At 61.6% G+C, this 13,906-nt stretch carries 14 protein-coding genes; 4 read left to right on the top strand and 10 right to left on the bottom strand.

Annotated features, from left to right (window positions below; all coding sequences use genetic code 11):
• Window position 1: 1 nt before the first annotated feature.
• From PQR53_RS16630 to PQR53_RS16595, 8 genes are all read right to left on the bottom strand, one after another.
• Window positions 2–1,018 (bottom strand): sulfonate ABC transporter substrate-binding protein, encoded by a 1,017-nt coding sequence (locus tag PQR53_RS16630; protein WP_408455742.1) that lies wholly within the window; start codon window positions 1,016–1,018, stop codon window positions 2–4.
• A 255-nt stretch (window positions 1,019–1,273) separates the two neighbouring features.
• On the bottom strand, window positions 1,274–2,752 hold the full coding sequence (locus PQR53_RS16625; protein WP_408456259.1) for an NAD(P)-binding domain-containing protein: 1,479 nt from the start codon (window positions 2,750–2,752) through the stop codon (window positions 1,274–1,276).
• 175 nt (window positions 2,753–2,927) lie between these two features.
• Entirely contained in the window at window positions 2,928–4,088 is a 1,161-nt protein-coding gene (locus tag PQR53_RS16620; protein ID WP_408455739.1) for a branched-chain amino acid ABC transporter substrate-binding protein, read from the bottom strand.
• Between the two features lie 677 nt (window positions 4,089–4,765).
• A complete protein-coding gene (locus PQR53_RS16615) occupies window positions 4,766–6,394 on the bottom strand; it encodes a rhodanese-like domain-containing protein (protein ID WP_408455736.1) in 1,629 nt (542 codons plus the stop codon).
• 40 nt (window positions 6,395–6,434) lie between these two features.
• Window positions 6,435–7,625 (bottom strand): cystathionine beta-lyase, encoded by a 1,191-nt coding sequence (metC, locus tag PQR53_RS16610; RefSeq protein ID WP_408455733.1) that lies wholly within the window; start codon window positions 7,623–7,625, stop codon window positions 6,435–6,437.
• On the bottom strand, window positions 7,625–8,257 hold the full coding sequence (locus tag PQR53_RS16605; protein WP_408455730.1) for a cysteine dioxygenase family protein: 633 nt from the start codon (window positions 8,255–8,257) through the stop codon (window positions 7,625–7,627). Before PQR53_RS16605 ends, metC begins: the two co-directional genes overlap by 1 nt.
• Window positions 8,258–8,298: 41 nt before the next feature.
• Entirely contained in the window at window positions 8,299–9,153 is an 855-nt protein-coding gene (locus tag PQR53_RS16600; protein WP_408455727.1) for an amino acid ABC transporter ATP-binding protein, read from the bottom strand.
• Complete coding sequence (locus PQR53_RS16595; protein ID WP_408455724.1) at window positions 9,150–9,302, bottom strand: hypothetical protein; 153 nt, start codon at window positions 9,300–9,302, stop codon at window positions 9,150–9,152. Before PQR53_RS16595 ends, PQR53_RS16600 begins: the two co-directional genes overlap by 4 nt.
• A 317-nt stretch (window positions 9,303–9,619) precedes the next feature.
• On the opposite strand from PQR53_RS16595, the gene PQR53_RS16590 reads away from it, so the two are divergent.
• The 4 genes from PQR53_RS16590 (at window position 9,620) to PQR53_RS16575 (ending at window position 12,468) form a co-directional block, all read left to right on the top strand.
• On the top strand, window positions 9,620–10,471 hold the full coding sequence (locus PQR53_RS16590; RefSeq protein ID WP_408455722.1) for a transporter substrate-binding domain-containing protein: 852 nt from the start codon (window positions 9,620–9,622) through the stop codon (window positions 10,469–10,471).
• Window positions 10,468–11,217, top strand: coding sequence for an amino acid ABC transporter permease (locus PQR53_RS16585; RefSeq protein WP_408455720.1), 750 nt, complete (start codon window positions 10,468–10,470; stop codon window positions 11,215–11,217). Before PQR53_RS16590 ends, PQR53_RS16585 begins: the two co-directional genes overlap by 4 nt.
• Window positions 11,207–12,055 carry an amino acid ABC transporter permease gene (locus tag PQR53_RS16580; RefSeq protein WP_408455717.1) on the top strand — a complete coding sequence of 283 codons (849 nt, stop codon included), beginning with the start codon at window positions 11,207–11,209 and terminating at the stop codon, window positions 12,053–12,055. The genes PQR53_RS16585 and PQR53_RS16580 overlap by 11 nt, the downstream gene beginning before the upstream one ends.
• A 98-nt stretch (window positions 12,056–12,153) precedes the next feature.
• A complete protein-coding gene (locus PQR53_RS16575) occupies window positions 12,154–12,468 on the top strand; it encodes a site-specific integrase (RefSeq protein WP_408455714.1) in 315 nt (104 codons plus the stop codon).
• A gap of 22 nt (window positions 12,469–12,490) precedes the next feature.
• On the opposite strand, the gene PQR53_RS16570 is transcribed toward PQR53_RS16575, so the two are convergent.
• Complete coding sequence (locus PQR53_RS16570) at window positions 12,491–13,543, bottom strand: LPO_1073/Vpar_1526 family protein (protein WP_408455711.1); 1,053 nt, start codon at window positions 13,541–13,543, stop codon at window positions 12,491–12,493.
• Window positions 13,540–13,764, bottom strand: a complete 225-nt coding sequence (locus PQR53_RS16565; RefSeq protein ID WP_408455708.1) for a hypothetical protein — start codon at window positions 13,762–13,764, stop codon at window positions 13,540–13,542. Before PQR53_RS16565 ends, PQR53_RS16570 begins: the two co-directional genes overlap by 4 nt.
• Between the last annotated feature and the right edge of the window lie 142 nt (window positions 13,765–13,906).

The raw sequence follows: 13,906 nt of genomic DNA, 5'->3' as shown, positions 1-13,906 counted from the left end.
ATTATGCGTTTTGCCAACGCGCGTCGGTGACGACCAGCTTCTTCGGGATCAGCCTGATTTCGTAGAGTGCGTCAGCGATCTGCTGCTGATACGCGAACCGGCCCGGGTCGACCGGCAGCACGCCGTAACCCGTGCGGCCCAACGCGAGTTCGAGCGTCCCCGTGTCGAGCCCGGTAAGCGGCGCGAGCTGGGCGGCGACGGCCGCCACGTTGTGCTCGGCCCAGCCGTCGAGCTGCTGCAGTTCGGCCAGCACGGCGTGGACCGCATCGGCGTGCTCCGTCGCGAACGAACGGCGCGCGACATAATATTCGACGTTGCGCACGAGGTTCTCGCCATTCGTCAGCACGCGCGCGCCCAGTTGACGCTCGGCGGCGGCTAGATACGGATCCCAGATCGACCAGGCGTCGACACTGCCGTTGGCAAACGCGGCGCGCGCATCGGCGGGAACGAGGTAGGCCGGCTGGATCTCGTTGTAGCCGACCTTGCCGTGCTCCAGCGCCTTGACCAACAGGTAGTGGGCATTCGAGCCCTTGGTAACGGCCACCTTCTTGCCGCGCAGCTCGGCGATCGAGCGGATCGGCGAGTCCTTCGGCACAATTAGCGCTTCGCCGCGCGGTGCGTCCGGCTCGGCGGCGATGTACACGAAGTTCACGCCACCCGCCTGAGCAAACACAGGCGGCGTCTCCCCCACCACGCCGATATCGACGGCGTTCGCATTCACGCCTTCCAGCAGCTGCGGGCCCGCCGGAAACTCGAGCCACTGAACGGAAAAGCCGAGCGGCGCGAGACGCTTTTCAAGCGTGCCGCGCGCCTTGAGGACGATGAAATTGCCGTATTTCTGGTAACCGATGCTCAGCACCTTGCGGTCCTGCGCGCGTGCCGCGCCACTCGCGGCAAGCGTCACGCCAGCAGCGCCGAACCCACGCAGGGCCACGCCCGCGCCAAGGCCTGCGGCCACCTTCAGTAACGAACGGCGGCGCGCGCGCGTGCCGTTGGGCTTCGATTCGGTATGAGACATAAGCCGGAGGTCCTGACAGGATCAATAAGCCATGGGCGCAGAAAAGCGCTGCCTTTATAGCCGCAGCTTCGACGCATGAACGAGCGCGAATCATGCGCAATGGTCAATGCGCCGTCAAAGAATCGTTTCTGCTATAGATCGAGGATATACGCATATGTGCCGTCGCCGGCCTGTCGCGCCGGCGTGCCTTGGGATCTGTTGCGGGCAGCCTGGCGTAGATGCGGCGATCATCCGGCCATCACATCGTTTCCCGTTTTAGCGACCAGTAGAATCCGCTTCCTGAGGGTTCCCCGTGTCCACCTCGATGTCGCCATCCATCCACTCATCCCCGTGCAGCTCGGGCGATTCATAATCAAGCAACGCTGTGTAATGACTGTCGATATCTTCCACAAAGAGTTGTGTGGCTATTCCCTCGGCAAGCCTTCGCGCGCCGACACTCACGCCGGGAATGTCACCCGATAGTCTGCCGTGGCTCATCAACGCGGCAGAATTGAAACAGTGAATTCTGGACAATGCGGGGCACGCGCCAGGATGCCGCTCGCGGAACTCGAACAGCGGCCCCAGATCAGGGGCCAGGCCCAGGTCTCCGGTACGCTCGTTATCAGGCGGCGTAGAGCGCTCTTGCCAGAGGCGAATCTGCGAAGCGAAGGAAGCGAGTTCCGGGCGCCGGGTGATATCAATGCTGAAGCCCGTTGCGAAAATAATGAAATCAGTCTGGTATCGTCCTTTGGGGGTTTGAACCACAAGTGAATCCGATTCGACGGTAAGCGTCTTCACCGGACTGCCCAAATGGAAAAACGCGTTGCTGTGCCGCGAGACACGCAGTGTGCTGCCTCTGGGCGGAGGAATTTGCGTTTTCGCCGAATAGGCGTTGACTCTCCATTTCCACGCGTCCGGCAACGCGGCGAAGCCGTGTTCAAGTCCCGGACTGCCAATACCCGTGAGCTTATTGACGCGCGGAATGTCTTCGCGCCGGATGAACAGATCGACACGGTGTGCGCCGGCTTCGAGAGCGGTCGCGGCGTTGTCCATGGCTGACGCGCCTGCACCCACCACTGCCACGCGTTTTCCCGCCAGTGCGCCGAAATCGATCTGGTCGGCGGAATGCGCATAGTAGCGGCGCTCGATGCCGTCGGCGCAGGACGGCAAATAAGGCGCGCCCAAGCCGTCACGGCCGGTCGCGAGAATGAGACGCCGGGTTACGATTCGCCCGGTTCCTTGAGCGTGTGTGAGGTATGCGTCCACCAGTCCATCCTGGCGGGGCTCGACGCGCGCAAGTTTCACATCGTTGTCAATCGCGATACCGAGAATTGTCCGATACCAGCGCAGATAGTCCATCCACATCAGCGTGGGAATTTTGTCCAGTCTTTCCCATGCCAGCTGGCCGAATTGTGACTCGAACCAGGCACGGAAGGTCAACGCCGGCAGACCCAGCGCCGGCCCCGTCAGATCCTTCGGCGAGCGCAGGGTTTCCATCCGCGCAAATGTCGACCACGGACCTTCGGCGCCACGGCGCCCTCTATCGATCACCTTGACGTTGTTTATACCCAGCAACTTAAGCGCTGTCGCTGCCGCGAGACCGCACATTCCTCCACCGACGACCAGCACATCGATTACGCGAGTGCCGTCAAGCATGCGCTCCGGCACCCATGGTTTCGGTGGCAGACCAAGCCATGCGAGATCCTGTTTTAGCCGCGCCTCAAGCTCCGAAAGACTACGCGGGGGAGGACTCATCGCCTCAGTCAAGTTGACTCTCCTTATCTGATTTTGTATTGATACTGCGGCATCGAGGTTGGCTGCATCAACGGTTTCCCACGGCCACGCGCCAAACAGTCGGTCCACGCGAACATCGCGGCCACGCGAGTCAAACCGGGCGCCACCGCCCGGACTCCACAGCGGCGATGGCGGTTCACTGGCCTAGTGGATGCATTTGCCCGTCACGAGCGATCATTTGTGGCACCCACTTTCCGTTTATGACCTTATAGAGCGTTGCTGGCGGATCTTTCAGATCGCCGTTCGGCATGAACGAAATCGGTCCCGACACGCCCGCGAACGACGTATGAACAACCTCGGGAAGGTACACCTTCGGCTCTGTGGAATTCGCCTTCTGCATAGCGTGGATCAGCGTCCAAACGGCGTCGTAGGCGTTCGGTGAATAGGCAAGAACCCCTGCGTGGTAACGAGATTTCATCTTTGCGTCAAAACCAGCGCCGCCTGGCATCATGTTCAGGGACACGCCCGGCTCCCACGATACGGTGCCCTGTCCAGTCGGCCCTGCGAGAGAGAGAAAATTGTCGTTGGTGAAACTGCCGCCTCCCAGGATCGTGGCCTTAAGGTTCAGCTGGTGAATTTGCTTTGAGAGTTCGCCTGCCTGCTTATCCAGGCCGGCAAAGAAAACCACGTCAACGCCTTTGGCCTTCATCGCCGTTATCTGGGCACGAAAATCCTCGGATTGGTCGGCGGTATATTCCCGGTCTGCGATCGTTGCGCCAGCCGCGACGACTGCCTTTGAGAAGGCGTCCGCCAATCCCTGTCCAAATGCGGTTCGATCGTCGAGCGTGCCGATGTGCATGGCATGCATATTCTGCACGGCATATCGTGCCGCATAGGCGCCCAACTGCGCGTCTGAATTGACGAGACGGAATACGTTATTAAAGCCTTGCGAGGTCAGCGTGGGATTGCTCGCCGTTGGCGATACCATCGGAATACCGGCGCTATGGTAGATCGCTGATGCCGGGAGCGTAGTGCCTGAGTTGAAGTGGCCCACCACCCCCACCACCCCTTCGTCGACCAGTCGCTGAGCAACAATGGTGCCCATGCGTGGGTCGCTTTGGTCGTCCTCCACAACGAGTTCGAATGTGACCGGCTTACCGTCAATCGTGAGGTGGCTTGAATTCGCTTCGTCGATGGCAATTTTCGCACCTCTCTCGAGATCGACACCATAGTGCGACGAATCCCCGGTGAGTCCCGCGGCAAACCCGATCCTGACTTGAGCATGGCCCAGCAGAGGCGTTGTCGCCAGCAATACGACCGAAGAAAATTTTCCTAAATGGCGCAAAAAACCGTTCATGACTGTTCCGTATGTGTCGACGAAAGATCCGGACGTCAGTAGTCCGCAATGCATTGCGTCAGCGATGATCTGGAGGATCGCCAGGCCGTCGATCCGTCGATCCGAATTACGTGCGGGCCCAGCCGGTCTGTAACGTGGGTGTCGCGCTGCATCGAACCCGAGCAACGCTGGCCGTGTCCAGACACTTGCGCAATGCGCGAGGCAAGCCTTGGCGGTCATTGAGCGGGCTCGACCAGCCGACCCGCTCACGAATATCCACAGCTTGCTCTGCGTGGGTGTGACGGCACCACGCGCCGATCGAGGGTTTTCGACGTGCGCTCCCCGGTCAGTTCAAAACGAAGGTCCCGACGCGTCGGCGAACCGAATCAAAGTTTAAGTTGCAAGTTCCAACTATCAATGCAGATAGATTTAATCTGTTCTTAACTTTGACTTTTCAATTAGCACGGTCCAGGAGTTGCTCCATTCTTTCGACTACGTCGCTTGCCTTGCACACAGTCGCCCGCTTTCGGGATGTCGGCGTAGTTTCGCCAAAGCTGCGCCCACGTAGCTTTCTATCGTCGCGACACCGGCGCAAGCACGCAGCGCTGACAACGTCGCGTGTCGAACACCACGCTGCACACAACGCGCGCGGCTACCGCGCCAGTCAAGCGCGCGGTCACGTCCATCAACGGATGATGTCAGTGAGAGGTTGCGGCTTCGGAGGTCCGCGCGTCGATGCGGAAGGGCTCGAGTTCATCCGGCGCGCACTGCGCGATCAGCCCCGTTTCCCACGCGAGATAGGCGCGTGCCGCATCGAGATTGCCTTCATGGCGGTCGTGCACGAAGAACAGATGATCGATACGTTCGCTGTCTGTCGGACTATCCGGCGACGACTCGAGCGCAAGGCCCGCCTCGACCCAGGTCGCAAGGCTATTCGTCGCGATCGAGACCGACGTGAAGCCGGCCTCCCGCAGATCACGCGCGGCCAGCGCGGCGAGCGCGGGCGTGTCGGCGAACAGCACGACTGGGTCGGAAGTACTGGCGCCAGCGAGTGTTTCAGACAGCCTGGGGCGGATCGACCAGCGCGCGCCTGCGGCATGTTCTCGCCGGTAAGCCGAGCTGGACCGCAAATCGATGAGGTGCAGCGCATCGACGCCACTCAGTTTGCGCAAACCGTTCGCGTCGATAAGAACAGGATCGGGCGATCCAGGTTGACCGCGGCCCGATGCCACGCGCTGCAACGCTGCAGCATCGCGCGCGGCAACCAGTGCGGTCTCGATGCCCAGTTGCGTAAGCCAGCTGGCAATCACCGGTGCCCGGACCTTGTCATGGTCGACCAGTAGCACACGCGCGCGGCGCACGCCAATGGTCTGATCGGTTGCCTGCAGGAGTTGACCGCCTGGCGCATGCACTGCGGCCGGCACGCCGTCGCGTGCAAATTCCTCAGCGCTGCGCACATCGAGCAGATAGGTGGTGCGTTCCGGCGCATCGAGCCACGACTGCGCGGTCTGCCGATCCAGCGTCGCGAGCGCGAAGCGTGCGGACAGTGCCGATGCACGTTGACGTGCGTCAGCCAGCGCGGTTTCATCGACGTCATCGGAATAGCGGCGCACGCTGCCGTGCTCCAGCTTCAGACCGGCAAGCGCCCAGCCTTGCGTACCGTTTTCGAGCGCGATCACCGGATTCGGCACGCCGAAACTACGCAGCAGTTGTGCTCCAATGATGCTGCGTGTACGCCCTGCACAATGAATCACGATCGGCGTGTGCGGATCGGGTGCCAGTGCGCCAATGCGATAGGCTAGCTCGCCGTTCGGGCAGCTTAGGCCGCCCGGAATCGTCATCTTCGTGTGTTCTTCGACGGTGCGTCCATCGAGCAGAATCAGCGGCACGCCCTCGGCCTGCTGTTGGGCGAGTTCCGCTGCTGATATGTGCGGTGTGCCATACGCATGCTCGACGAGCTCGCCAAAGGTTTTCGACGGCACGTTCACGCCTTTGAAAAGCGTGTAGCCCGCGGCCTGCCAGCCGCGCGAGCCGCCTTCGAGAATCGAGACGCGCGTATAACCAAGCGCGCCGAGCCGGCGCGCCGCACGCCGCGCTAGCGCCTCTTCACCGTTGCCATCGTCGATCAGGACGATGCGCACATTGCGACGCGGCGCGAGCCGTTCGATATCGAGTTCGAGGCGGCTGTACGGCAGCGGGATCGCGAAGAACGGGTGCCCCTCGCCGAACTCGCCGGCTTCGCGCACGTCGAACAACGCGATTTCCTTCTCGTCGTTCAACCATTCGCGCACGGTGGTTGCGGAAATCAGTGGAGAAATGTCTGCCATTGGGAATCGGTGAACAAGATAAATTGGAAGGCGATGCGGTCTATTTGAGTACGCGGCGAAACGCCTGACTGAGATCGGCGATCAGATCGGCGGGGTCTTCGAGGCCCACATGCAGCCGCACGATCGGCTCACTGCCGCGCCAGTAGCTGTGCTCGTTCAGACGTGACGGCGGCGCGATCAGCGCAAGGCTTTCGTAGCCGCCCCACGAAGCGCCGATATCGAACAGCCGCAACGCATCCACGAAAGCACTCGCCTCGGCCGCTTGCGCGTGACGGAACGCAAACGAAACGAGACCGTTGGCGCCGGTGAAATCACGCTGCCACAGCGCGTAGCCAGGATCGTCGGGTAAAGCGGGATGAAACACGCGAGCCACCACGTCGCTTTCGCTTTGCAGATAGCGGGCCACTTCGAGCGCATTGCGGCCGTGCTGCGCAAGCCGCACGGCGAGCGTGCGAATGCCACGCAGCGCGAGATACGCATCATCGGCGCCCACGCTCAGGCCAAGCGCGTCGTGCGTGTCGAGCAGGCGGCGGCCGAGCGCTGGGTCCGCCGTGGATACCGCGCCTTGCATCAGGTCCGAATGGCCGCCGAGATACTTGGTAAGCGCCTGCACCGAAATGTCGGCGCCAAGCGCAAGCGGCTGATAGAGCAGCCCCGCGCCCCACGTGTTATCCGCTGCAAGCAGCACGCCGTGCTCGCGCGCGAAAGCGGCGAGAGCCGGTAAATCGATCACTTCATACAGGAACGACGACGGCGATTCCGCGTAGATAAGCCGCGTGGCAGGCCGCAAAAGTGTCACAGGTACGCCATCGCGCGCATTGAAATAGCTGCAGGACACACCCAGGCGCGTCAGCAGCGGTTCGATACGCTCGCGTACCGGACCGTAGACGCTATCCTGCACCAGCACGTGGTCGCCTGGCGACAACAGCGCGATGAACACCAGCGAAACGGCCGACAGCCCCGAAGGCGTGAGCAGCACATTGCTCGCCCCTTCGAGTGCACCGATCGCGGCTTCCAGCGCGCGATGGGTCGCCATGCCATGCCGCCCATACGTGCTGACGGCCTCGCCCGCCTCGCGCCGCCGCTGCAGCGCGGCGCGCTCCTTGTTGTTCTCGAAACGAATCGTGCTGCTCCGCACGACCGGCACGTTGACCGGCGCGGAGCCGTTTTCGAATGGCGGCGAACCTGCGTGCAGAACCCGCGTCAGCAAACCATCCTCACGCGCCGACATCAGCCGACCGCCTGGGTGGCGCGCTGCATGTGCGTCGCGTTGTAACGCACCACGAGGCCTGTGTCCGTCTCGAAACCAAGGCGCCCCGTCAGCGTTTCCAGCGGGCGGCCATACAGGTGGAAGTGCAGCGTCGGCTCCGCACCGCCGACGTGAATGCTGTGGATGTCGTCAGGCAGAAAAGCGATCGGCACCCCAGGACGCACCACCACTTCCTGCGCCAGTTCGAGCTGCGCGCGCTCCGGGTCGCGGCCATCGTCCGTGCGCCGGTAGAGGCGGTTGAGTTCCGCGCCGTCGATTGCCGCAATCACGGCCCATGTGTCATGGTTATGCGGAATCGTCGTCTTGCCCGGCAGCAGCGAGTTCAGATAAAGCGCGAAACCGTCTTCGCCGGGATTGAGCCGGTAGCGGGTCGAGGTGTCGCCACTACCGGGTTGCGGCGGCGGGAAATCGGCCGCATCGAACAGCGTGCGATGCGTCGCCAGTTCCACGAGCCGTTCGCTGAGCGCTTTCAGCGCAGCGCGCGTCACGCCTTGTTCGTGGATGATCCGGCGGGCGTCGGCGAGCAGCGCTTCGACGATTGCGCGTCGTTGAGTCGAGACGTCGTTGCCGGTTTCGTGGGTAGTCGTTGTCATGATCGTGAGAATGGAACGAAGGTTGAAGAAACGGCTGCGCCTCAGACGCGGCGCCGCGCACGGGCCACCCGGTCCTCGCCGCGGGCACGCTGCAGGAAAAGTCGCGCGCGGTCGTTGGTCGGGTTGCCGAAGATCTGCGCCGCGCTACCGTGCTCGACGATCACACCGCCTTCGGTGAAGAACACCTCGTCGCTGATGTCCTCGGCAAAGCGCATCTCGTGCGTGACCAGCACGCAGGTCTGCCCTTCGTCGGCCAGTTCGCCGATCACGTTCAGCACTTCCCCCACCGTTTCCGGATCGAGCGCCGATGTGACTTCGTCGAACAGAATCAGGTCGGGGCGCATCGCCAGCGTGCGCGCGATCGCCACCCGCTGTTGCTGGCCGCCCGACAACGCGCCCGGGTATGCACGGGCTTTGTCCGCAAGACGCACTTTCGCGAGCAGCGCGTGCGCGTCGCTTTCGGCCTCGGCGCGGCTACGCCCGAGCACGCGCATGGGCGCGATGGTCAAATTGTCAAGCACGCTCAGGTGCGGAAATAAGTTGTACTGCTGGAATACGAAGCCGATGCGTTTGCGCAACGCGATGCGTTGGGCGTCGGTTTTCTGCGCGCGGACATCGATCCCGTCGACATGGATTTCGCCGCTTTGCGGAACGATCAGACCGTTGATGCAGCGCAGAATCGTCGACTTGCCCGAGCCGGATGGCCCGATGATCGACACAGCCTGACCGCGCCGGACCGCCAGATCGATACCCCTGAGCACCGGCGTGCTTCCGTATGACAGATGGACGTTGCGCAGCGCAAGTAGTGCGCCGTTGCCGCTTTGTCGCGCGGCATTCGGGGCGTCGATATCGGCCGCCGTGAGCACCGCGTGCTCTTCCAGGGCGATGCGGTTCATAGCGCCTCCGTGATGGGTGTTTCAGGACTGCGTGCAGCGGCGGCGCGACGCACGCGCGCGGCGCCCCCCGCAGCGAGACGCCGCACGCCCTCCTCAATTGCGTCGATGCCGATGCGGGCGGCGCGCTCCGGGAGAATCAGTTTCGTCATCCGTGGTCCTGTCGTGAATGCAAGGCGGGCGGTAAAGCCGATCACCGGGCCGCCGGATCGCCTAAACCAGCAGCAAATAATTTTAGGAACACAAATGACTTTCGCTAACCAATGAATGCGCGAAACCTTATCTATCGACCTGCTATGTCAGCGGAAAACTTGCGCCAGCGCTCGCGTCCACGCTTTAACGTCCGCGTGCTTTGCTTAGCAGATTCATTTCGTTTGTCGTGCGCCAATATTGCTCTAGGGTATGCGGCTGCAAGGGCGCCGTCGCAGCGGCGTGCGCGCCGGCTCCCACTCCATTTATCCGATCGCTCATGACATTACTGAACGCGGCACGACTCAAACGAATCGCCCATCCAGCGCTGATCGCGGCCGCCTTCGCCGCAGTGGCAAGCTCACCGGCTCATTCCGACCAGACTTTGGACAAGATCGCGTCCCGGCATGAGATTGCGGTCGGCGTGCTGATCGGCGGCAGCCCGTTCGGCTCGCTCGATCCGCAAACCCAGCAGCCGCGCGGCATCAACGTCGACCTTGCGAACGAGATCGGCAAACGGCTTGGCGTCAAGGTTCAATTGGTGTCGGTGCAGCCGTCGACCCGCGTGCAGTTCCTCCAGCAAGGCAAAGTCGACATCCTGATCGCGAACATGGAATACAACCCGCAGCGCGGCGAGATTCTCGACCATGTGCCAACGCCCTACTATCGCGTGGGCGGTACGGCTATCACGCTGAAATCGAGCGGCATCACGAAGTGGGAAGACCTGCGCGGCAAGCCCGTGTGTATTTCGCAGGGCAGCAGTTATATCCGTCCGGTCGTGGAGAAGTACGGCGCGATTCCGCGCGCCTTCCCTGGCGCGTCGCAATCCCTGCTCGCGTTGCGCGGCGGGAGTTGCGTCGCCGCGGTGCACGACGCCGCACCGCTACTTTATCCGCTCCAGCAGCACGACCCCGAATGGCGCGACTACCGCACGATCCAGCCGGAGCTCGAACCGGCCCCGTCGGTGATCTGGGTGCGGCAAGGCGAAAAGGACACGGCGGCGAAGCTCGACGCGATCGTGCGTGATTGGCACAAGAGCGGCTGGCTGATCGACGACGAGGCGAAGAATGGGCTCACCCCGCCGTCGCCGGCGCTGGCCGAATGGCATCGTCAGTTGCCCGCCGAGCAATGAACGTGGCGACATCGCTCAATGCACTGATCGACGCCACCGCGCACGCCGGGCTCGACTTTCGCTTTCTGCTCGACGCCTACGAGCGCGTGCCATTTCTCCAAGGCATCGCAGTGAGTGTCGAAATCGTCGTGTCGACGATGTGCGGCAGCGCGTTAGCCGGCCTTTTGCTGCTGCTTGCACTACGTGGCAACAACCGCTGGATTGCGGGCGCGGCGCATGCGTTTGTCGAACTCACGCGCAACACGCCGACACTCGTGCAGTTGTACTGTGCATTTCTGGTACTGAACACGCTGATCTCGCAATGGCTGCGCGACAGCCACCTCGATAATCCGTTCAAGCCATTCTTCTGGGTCGTGCTGGTGTTGTCGCTGCATAAGGGTGCTTTTCATGCGGAGGCGCTGCGAGCGGGTTTCGACGCGCTGCCTTCGCAAACGCTCGAAGGCGCGGCGTCGCTCGGCTTCGACCGCGCCACGCGCTTCTGGCGCATCGAATTTCCGCTTGCGGTTCGTACCGCACTGCCGGCGCTCGTCAATAACTTCGTCGAGCTCGTGAAGGCGTCGTCGCTCGCATCGGCAATCGCGGTGGGCGACATCACGTATCAGTCGATCATGATCTGGACGCAACGCGACAACGTGCTCGCACTGATGATCCTGATCCTGCTGTTCTTCGGTTTGCTGACATGGCTAGTGAGCCTCGCGGGCCGCTGGCTTGAACGACGTCTATGGATCCCCGGTTATGGCGCCTGAAGCAATCGTCACGTCGACGCTCCCTGAAATTACCGCGGCGCGCGAAGAAGCAGCGCTCGGGAACTCGCCCACCCGGGGCTTGGCCTCGGGCGCCGTCGCTGTGCCAGGCGTGCTGATCGTTGGCGCGCTGCTGTGGAGCGTTGCGCCCGATTCCGGCTCGCGCGCCGAGACGCTCGCGCGCTTCGTCGAATGGGCACCCGCGCTCGCGCACGGCTTTGCAGTGAATGTGCTGATCAGCCTCGGCGCCATTGCGATCGGTTCGATCATTGGCCTCGCGATCGGCGCGCTCGCGCTGTCGCACTCATTCGCCGGACGTTTCGCGAGACTGTGGGTGCAAGCGTTTCGCAACGCGCCGTGGCTGGTATTGATCTACTTCACCACCTATGTGTTTCCGTTCGAATTCACGGTATTCGGCGCGACGCTGCCTTTTCCCGACTGGCTCAAGGTGACGCTCGGCCTCGCGCTGCCGGCCAGCGCGAACATTGCCGAGGTATTTCGCGGCGCAGTGGTCTCCATTCCGACCACCCAGTGGGAAGCCGCCAGCTCGCTCGCGCTTTCGCGCACGCAGATCCTGCTGCATATCGTGTTGCCGCAATGCGTGCGGCGCATGCTGCCACCGTGGATGAACGTCTACGCGATCATCACGATGGGCACGGCGCTCTCGTCGCTGGTCGGCATCCACGATCTGATCGATACCGCGCAGATTGCGAGCAGCACCGTCGCCCGTTCGAGTTTCACCGTGCTCACTTACGTCGCCACACTGGTGATCTTTTTTGCCTACTGCTATCCGATTTCACAATTCACGCGCTGGCTGGAAAAGCGGTTTTTCGCGGCGTGATGCGCAGACAACGTGTCGATCAGATGGACGTTGCCTGCGGCGATCCGATCGAGACGTAAGCAGTCCGTCGACTTGCGCGGCCACCCGAGCTGCGAGCCGTGGTCGACGAGGCGCTCGCGCTCGAGCGGACAACGAGCCTGTATGTGTTCGGCAATACGGCGGGCCAGGTGTATACGCGTAGCGGGTGGAATACCAGCTGGTCGCGCTTGATGGATTACTGCGAGATTGAGGCTAAGGCGCGCGGCATAACGTTCGAACGCTTCTCGCTGCGCGACATGCGGCCGGCAGCTGTGACCGATCGTAAGGAGGAAGGCGACGACCGGATCATAGATGCGACGGGCCACGCCGACGAGCGCATGGTGAATCAGGTCTACGATCGGAGGCGCGCCCGTAAGGTGCGCGCCACCCGCTGAGCGTGGCCGCGCAGACACGCATTTACTTGACCCAAATTTCCAGCGGGCCCATGTTCAGACCTGCGCGTTTTGCGTTTGAGTGGGCAATGGCGAATCCCACAGGCGTCAGGATGGTGTTTCCGAGTGCGCCTTGATCCAATCGAGCCGCAACTTCCGCAAAACCAGGGATCATTTCGGCCAAAGCGGCTGCCCGCTCTGCCGAAGGGATCATAAGCGGGACGAGTTTCGCTTTAAGCTCGACCGCAAGGTTAGGCGGGATTTCAAGTTGCCGGATCCGCTCATTTAAAGCATCCTCATTTGCTACCGCAAGTTCGACTTTGGCGGCATCCCTCGCGCTTGGACGCAATAATGGTCCGACACGGTAATCTCGCTTCGTAAGCGCTTCGCCTTCCGCCGCATCAAAGCCCTGACTTAAAAAGCCCGACCCACGTGTGCTCATCGTGTCAACGATACTTGCTTTCATCACTCCAACACTGGCAACGCCAACATAATCGAGATAGGAGTACACGTTGTCCTCAGTTCCTTCAGGCGGCACGAACTGAAGCATGTTGGTCTTCCATATCTCTGCGAATTCGCTACGATTCCGCGCTGAGACGCTGGTATACCTCATCAAAAAAATGAATGTGATGATGTCAACATGCTCTTGCGTGAGCTTTGCAACCGTGTCGATGCTCTCGTTAAGCACAATCTGACGAAGGTTGCGCTGCGGCTCTCCGGATCGCTCAACCAGAATGTCTACGAGCAATCCCTCGAGATCCTCGTCGCCTGATCGTGCAAAGGCCTTTTGTGCCTCGAACAGGGCTGACTGGAAATCTGGGTCATTGACCTGCTGAAGCCCTTCCGGAGCCTGCTTTTGCTGTTGACGAAGATAGTCTTCGATGAGCCGTTGCGCGCGTCCAAGGGCTAGGTCGGCCGCATCTCGGCCTAGCTGAAGAAAGTTTTCGGTGTAGACGTTGAGCGCTATCTGACGCGCGCCTTCTTCAGTCACGCCTTGGACAACGATGTCGCCCTGAGCCTGATAGTTATTCGAGTTGTCCCCGGAAGACTGGCTCTGTTTCTGGCCGCCAAGCTTCATGGTCGACGCTTCCGCGGTTTCTCGACGCCGATGTTCATATCGCCGCCAGACTGATAGTTGGTGGTGTTGCTACCGCTTCTTTGCGTCTGCCCGGAACCGTTCTCGGATTTACCGAAGATCCGGTGGTAAAGCCAGCCCAGGAGGGCCATCACCACCAAGCTGCCAAAGCCGTCGAACACCCAGTGGCTTTCGTCGACAATCCACTTCCAGATATTTTCCATACCCCCCCGATTGCGATCCGTGAGACGCAAAAAGGCCCGCTTTTGGCGGGCCTATTCTTTCTGCTCATCTTCCAAAAATTGGAATTTCAAATTCCAAAAGTTGTAACAAGCTAGTGACTACTATCGCGGAAACCCGCGTAAT

The sequence above is a fragment of the Paraburkholderia fungorum genome (genome assembly GCF_046027605.1).
In the GTDB taxonomy this organism is placed as follows: domain Bacteria; phylum Pseudomonadota; class Gammaproteobacteria; order Burkholderiales; family Burkholderiaceae; genus Paraburkholderia; species Paraburkholderia fungorum_F.
The sequence above is the reverse complement of the archived record's forward strand: the minus strand, read 5'-3'. Positions and strand labels throughout refer to the sequence as shown.

Bases quoted from the DNA above. Each gene is read 5' to 3' on its own strand.
- PQR53_RS16630 (WP_408455742.1), bottom strand. From the start codon at position 1,018: ATGTCTCATACCGAATCGAAGCCCAACGGCACGCGCGCGCGCCGCCGT.
- PQR53_RS16625 (WP_408456259.1), bottom strand. From the start codon at position 2,752: ATGAGTCCTCCCCCGCGTAGTCTTTCGGAGCTTGAGGCGCGGCTAAAA.
- PQR53_RS16620 (WP_408455739.1), bottom strand. From the start codon at position 4,088: ATGAACGGTTTTTTGCGCCATTTAGGAAAATTTTCTTCGGTCGTATTG.
- PQR53_RS16615 (WP_408455736.1), bottom strand. From the start codon at position 6,394: ATGGCAGACATTTCTCCACTGATTTCCGCAACCACCGTGCGCGAATGG.
- metC (WP_408455733.1), bottom strand. From the start codon at position 7,625: ATGTCGGCGCGTGAGGATGGTTTGCTGACGCGGGTTCTGCACGCAGGT.
- PQR53_RS16605 (WP_408455730.1), bottom strand. From the start codon at position 8,257: ATGACAACGACTACCCACGAAACCGGCAACGACGTCTCGACTCAACGA.
- PQR53_RS16600 (WP_408455727.1), bottom strand. From the start codon at position 9,153: ATGAACCGCATCGCCCTGGAAGAGCACGCGGTGCTCACGGCGGCCGAT.
- PQR53_RS16595 (WP_408455724.1), bottom strand. From the start codon at position 9,302: ATGACGAAACTGATTCTCCCGGAGCGCGCCGCCCGCATCGGCATCGAC.
- PQR53_RS16590 (WP_408455722.1), top strand. From the start codon at position 9,620: ATGACATTACTGAACGCGGCACGACTCAAACGAATCGCCCATCCAGCG.
- PQR53_RS16585 (WP_408455720.1), top strand. From the start codon at position 10,468: ATGAACGTGGCGACATCGCTCAATGCACTGATCGACGCCACCGCGCAC.
- PQR53_RS16580 (WP_408455717.1), top strand. From the start codon at position 11,207: ATGGCGCCTGAAGCAATCGTCACGTCGACGCTCCCTGAAATTACCGCG.
- PQR53_RS16570 (WP_408455711.1), bottom strand. From the start codon at position 13,543: ATGAAGCTTGGCGGCCAGAAACAGAGCCAGTCTTCCGGGGACAACTCG.
- PQR53_RS16565 (WP_408455708.1), bottom strand. From the start codon at position 13,764: ATGGAAAATATCTGGAAGTGGATTGTCGACGAAAGCCACTGGGTGTTC.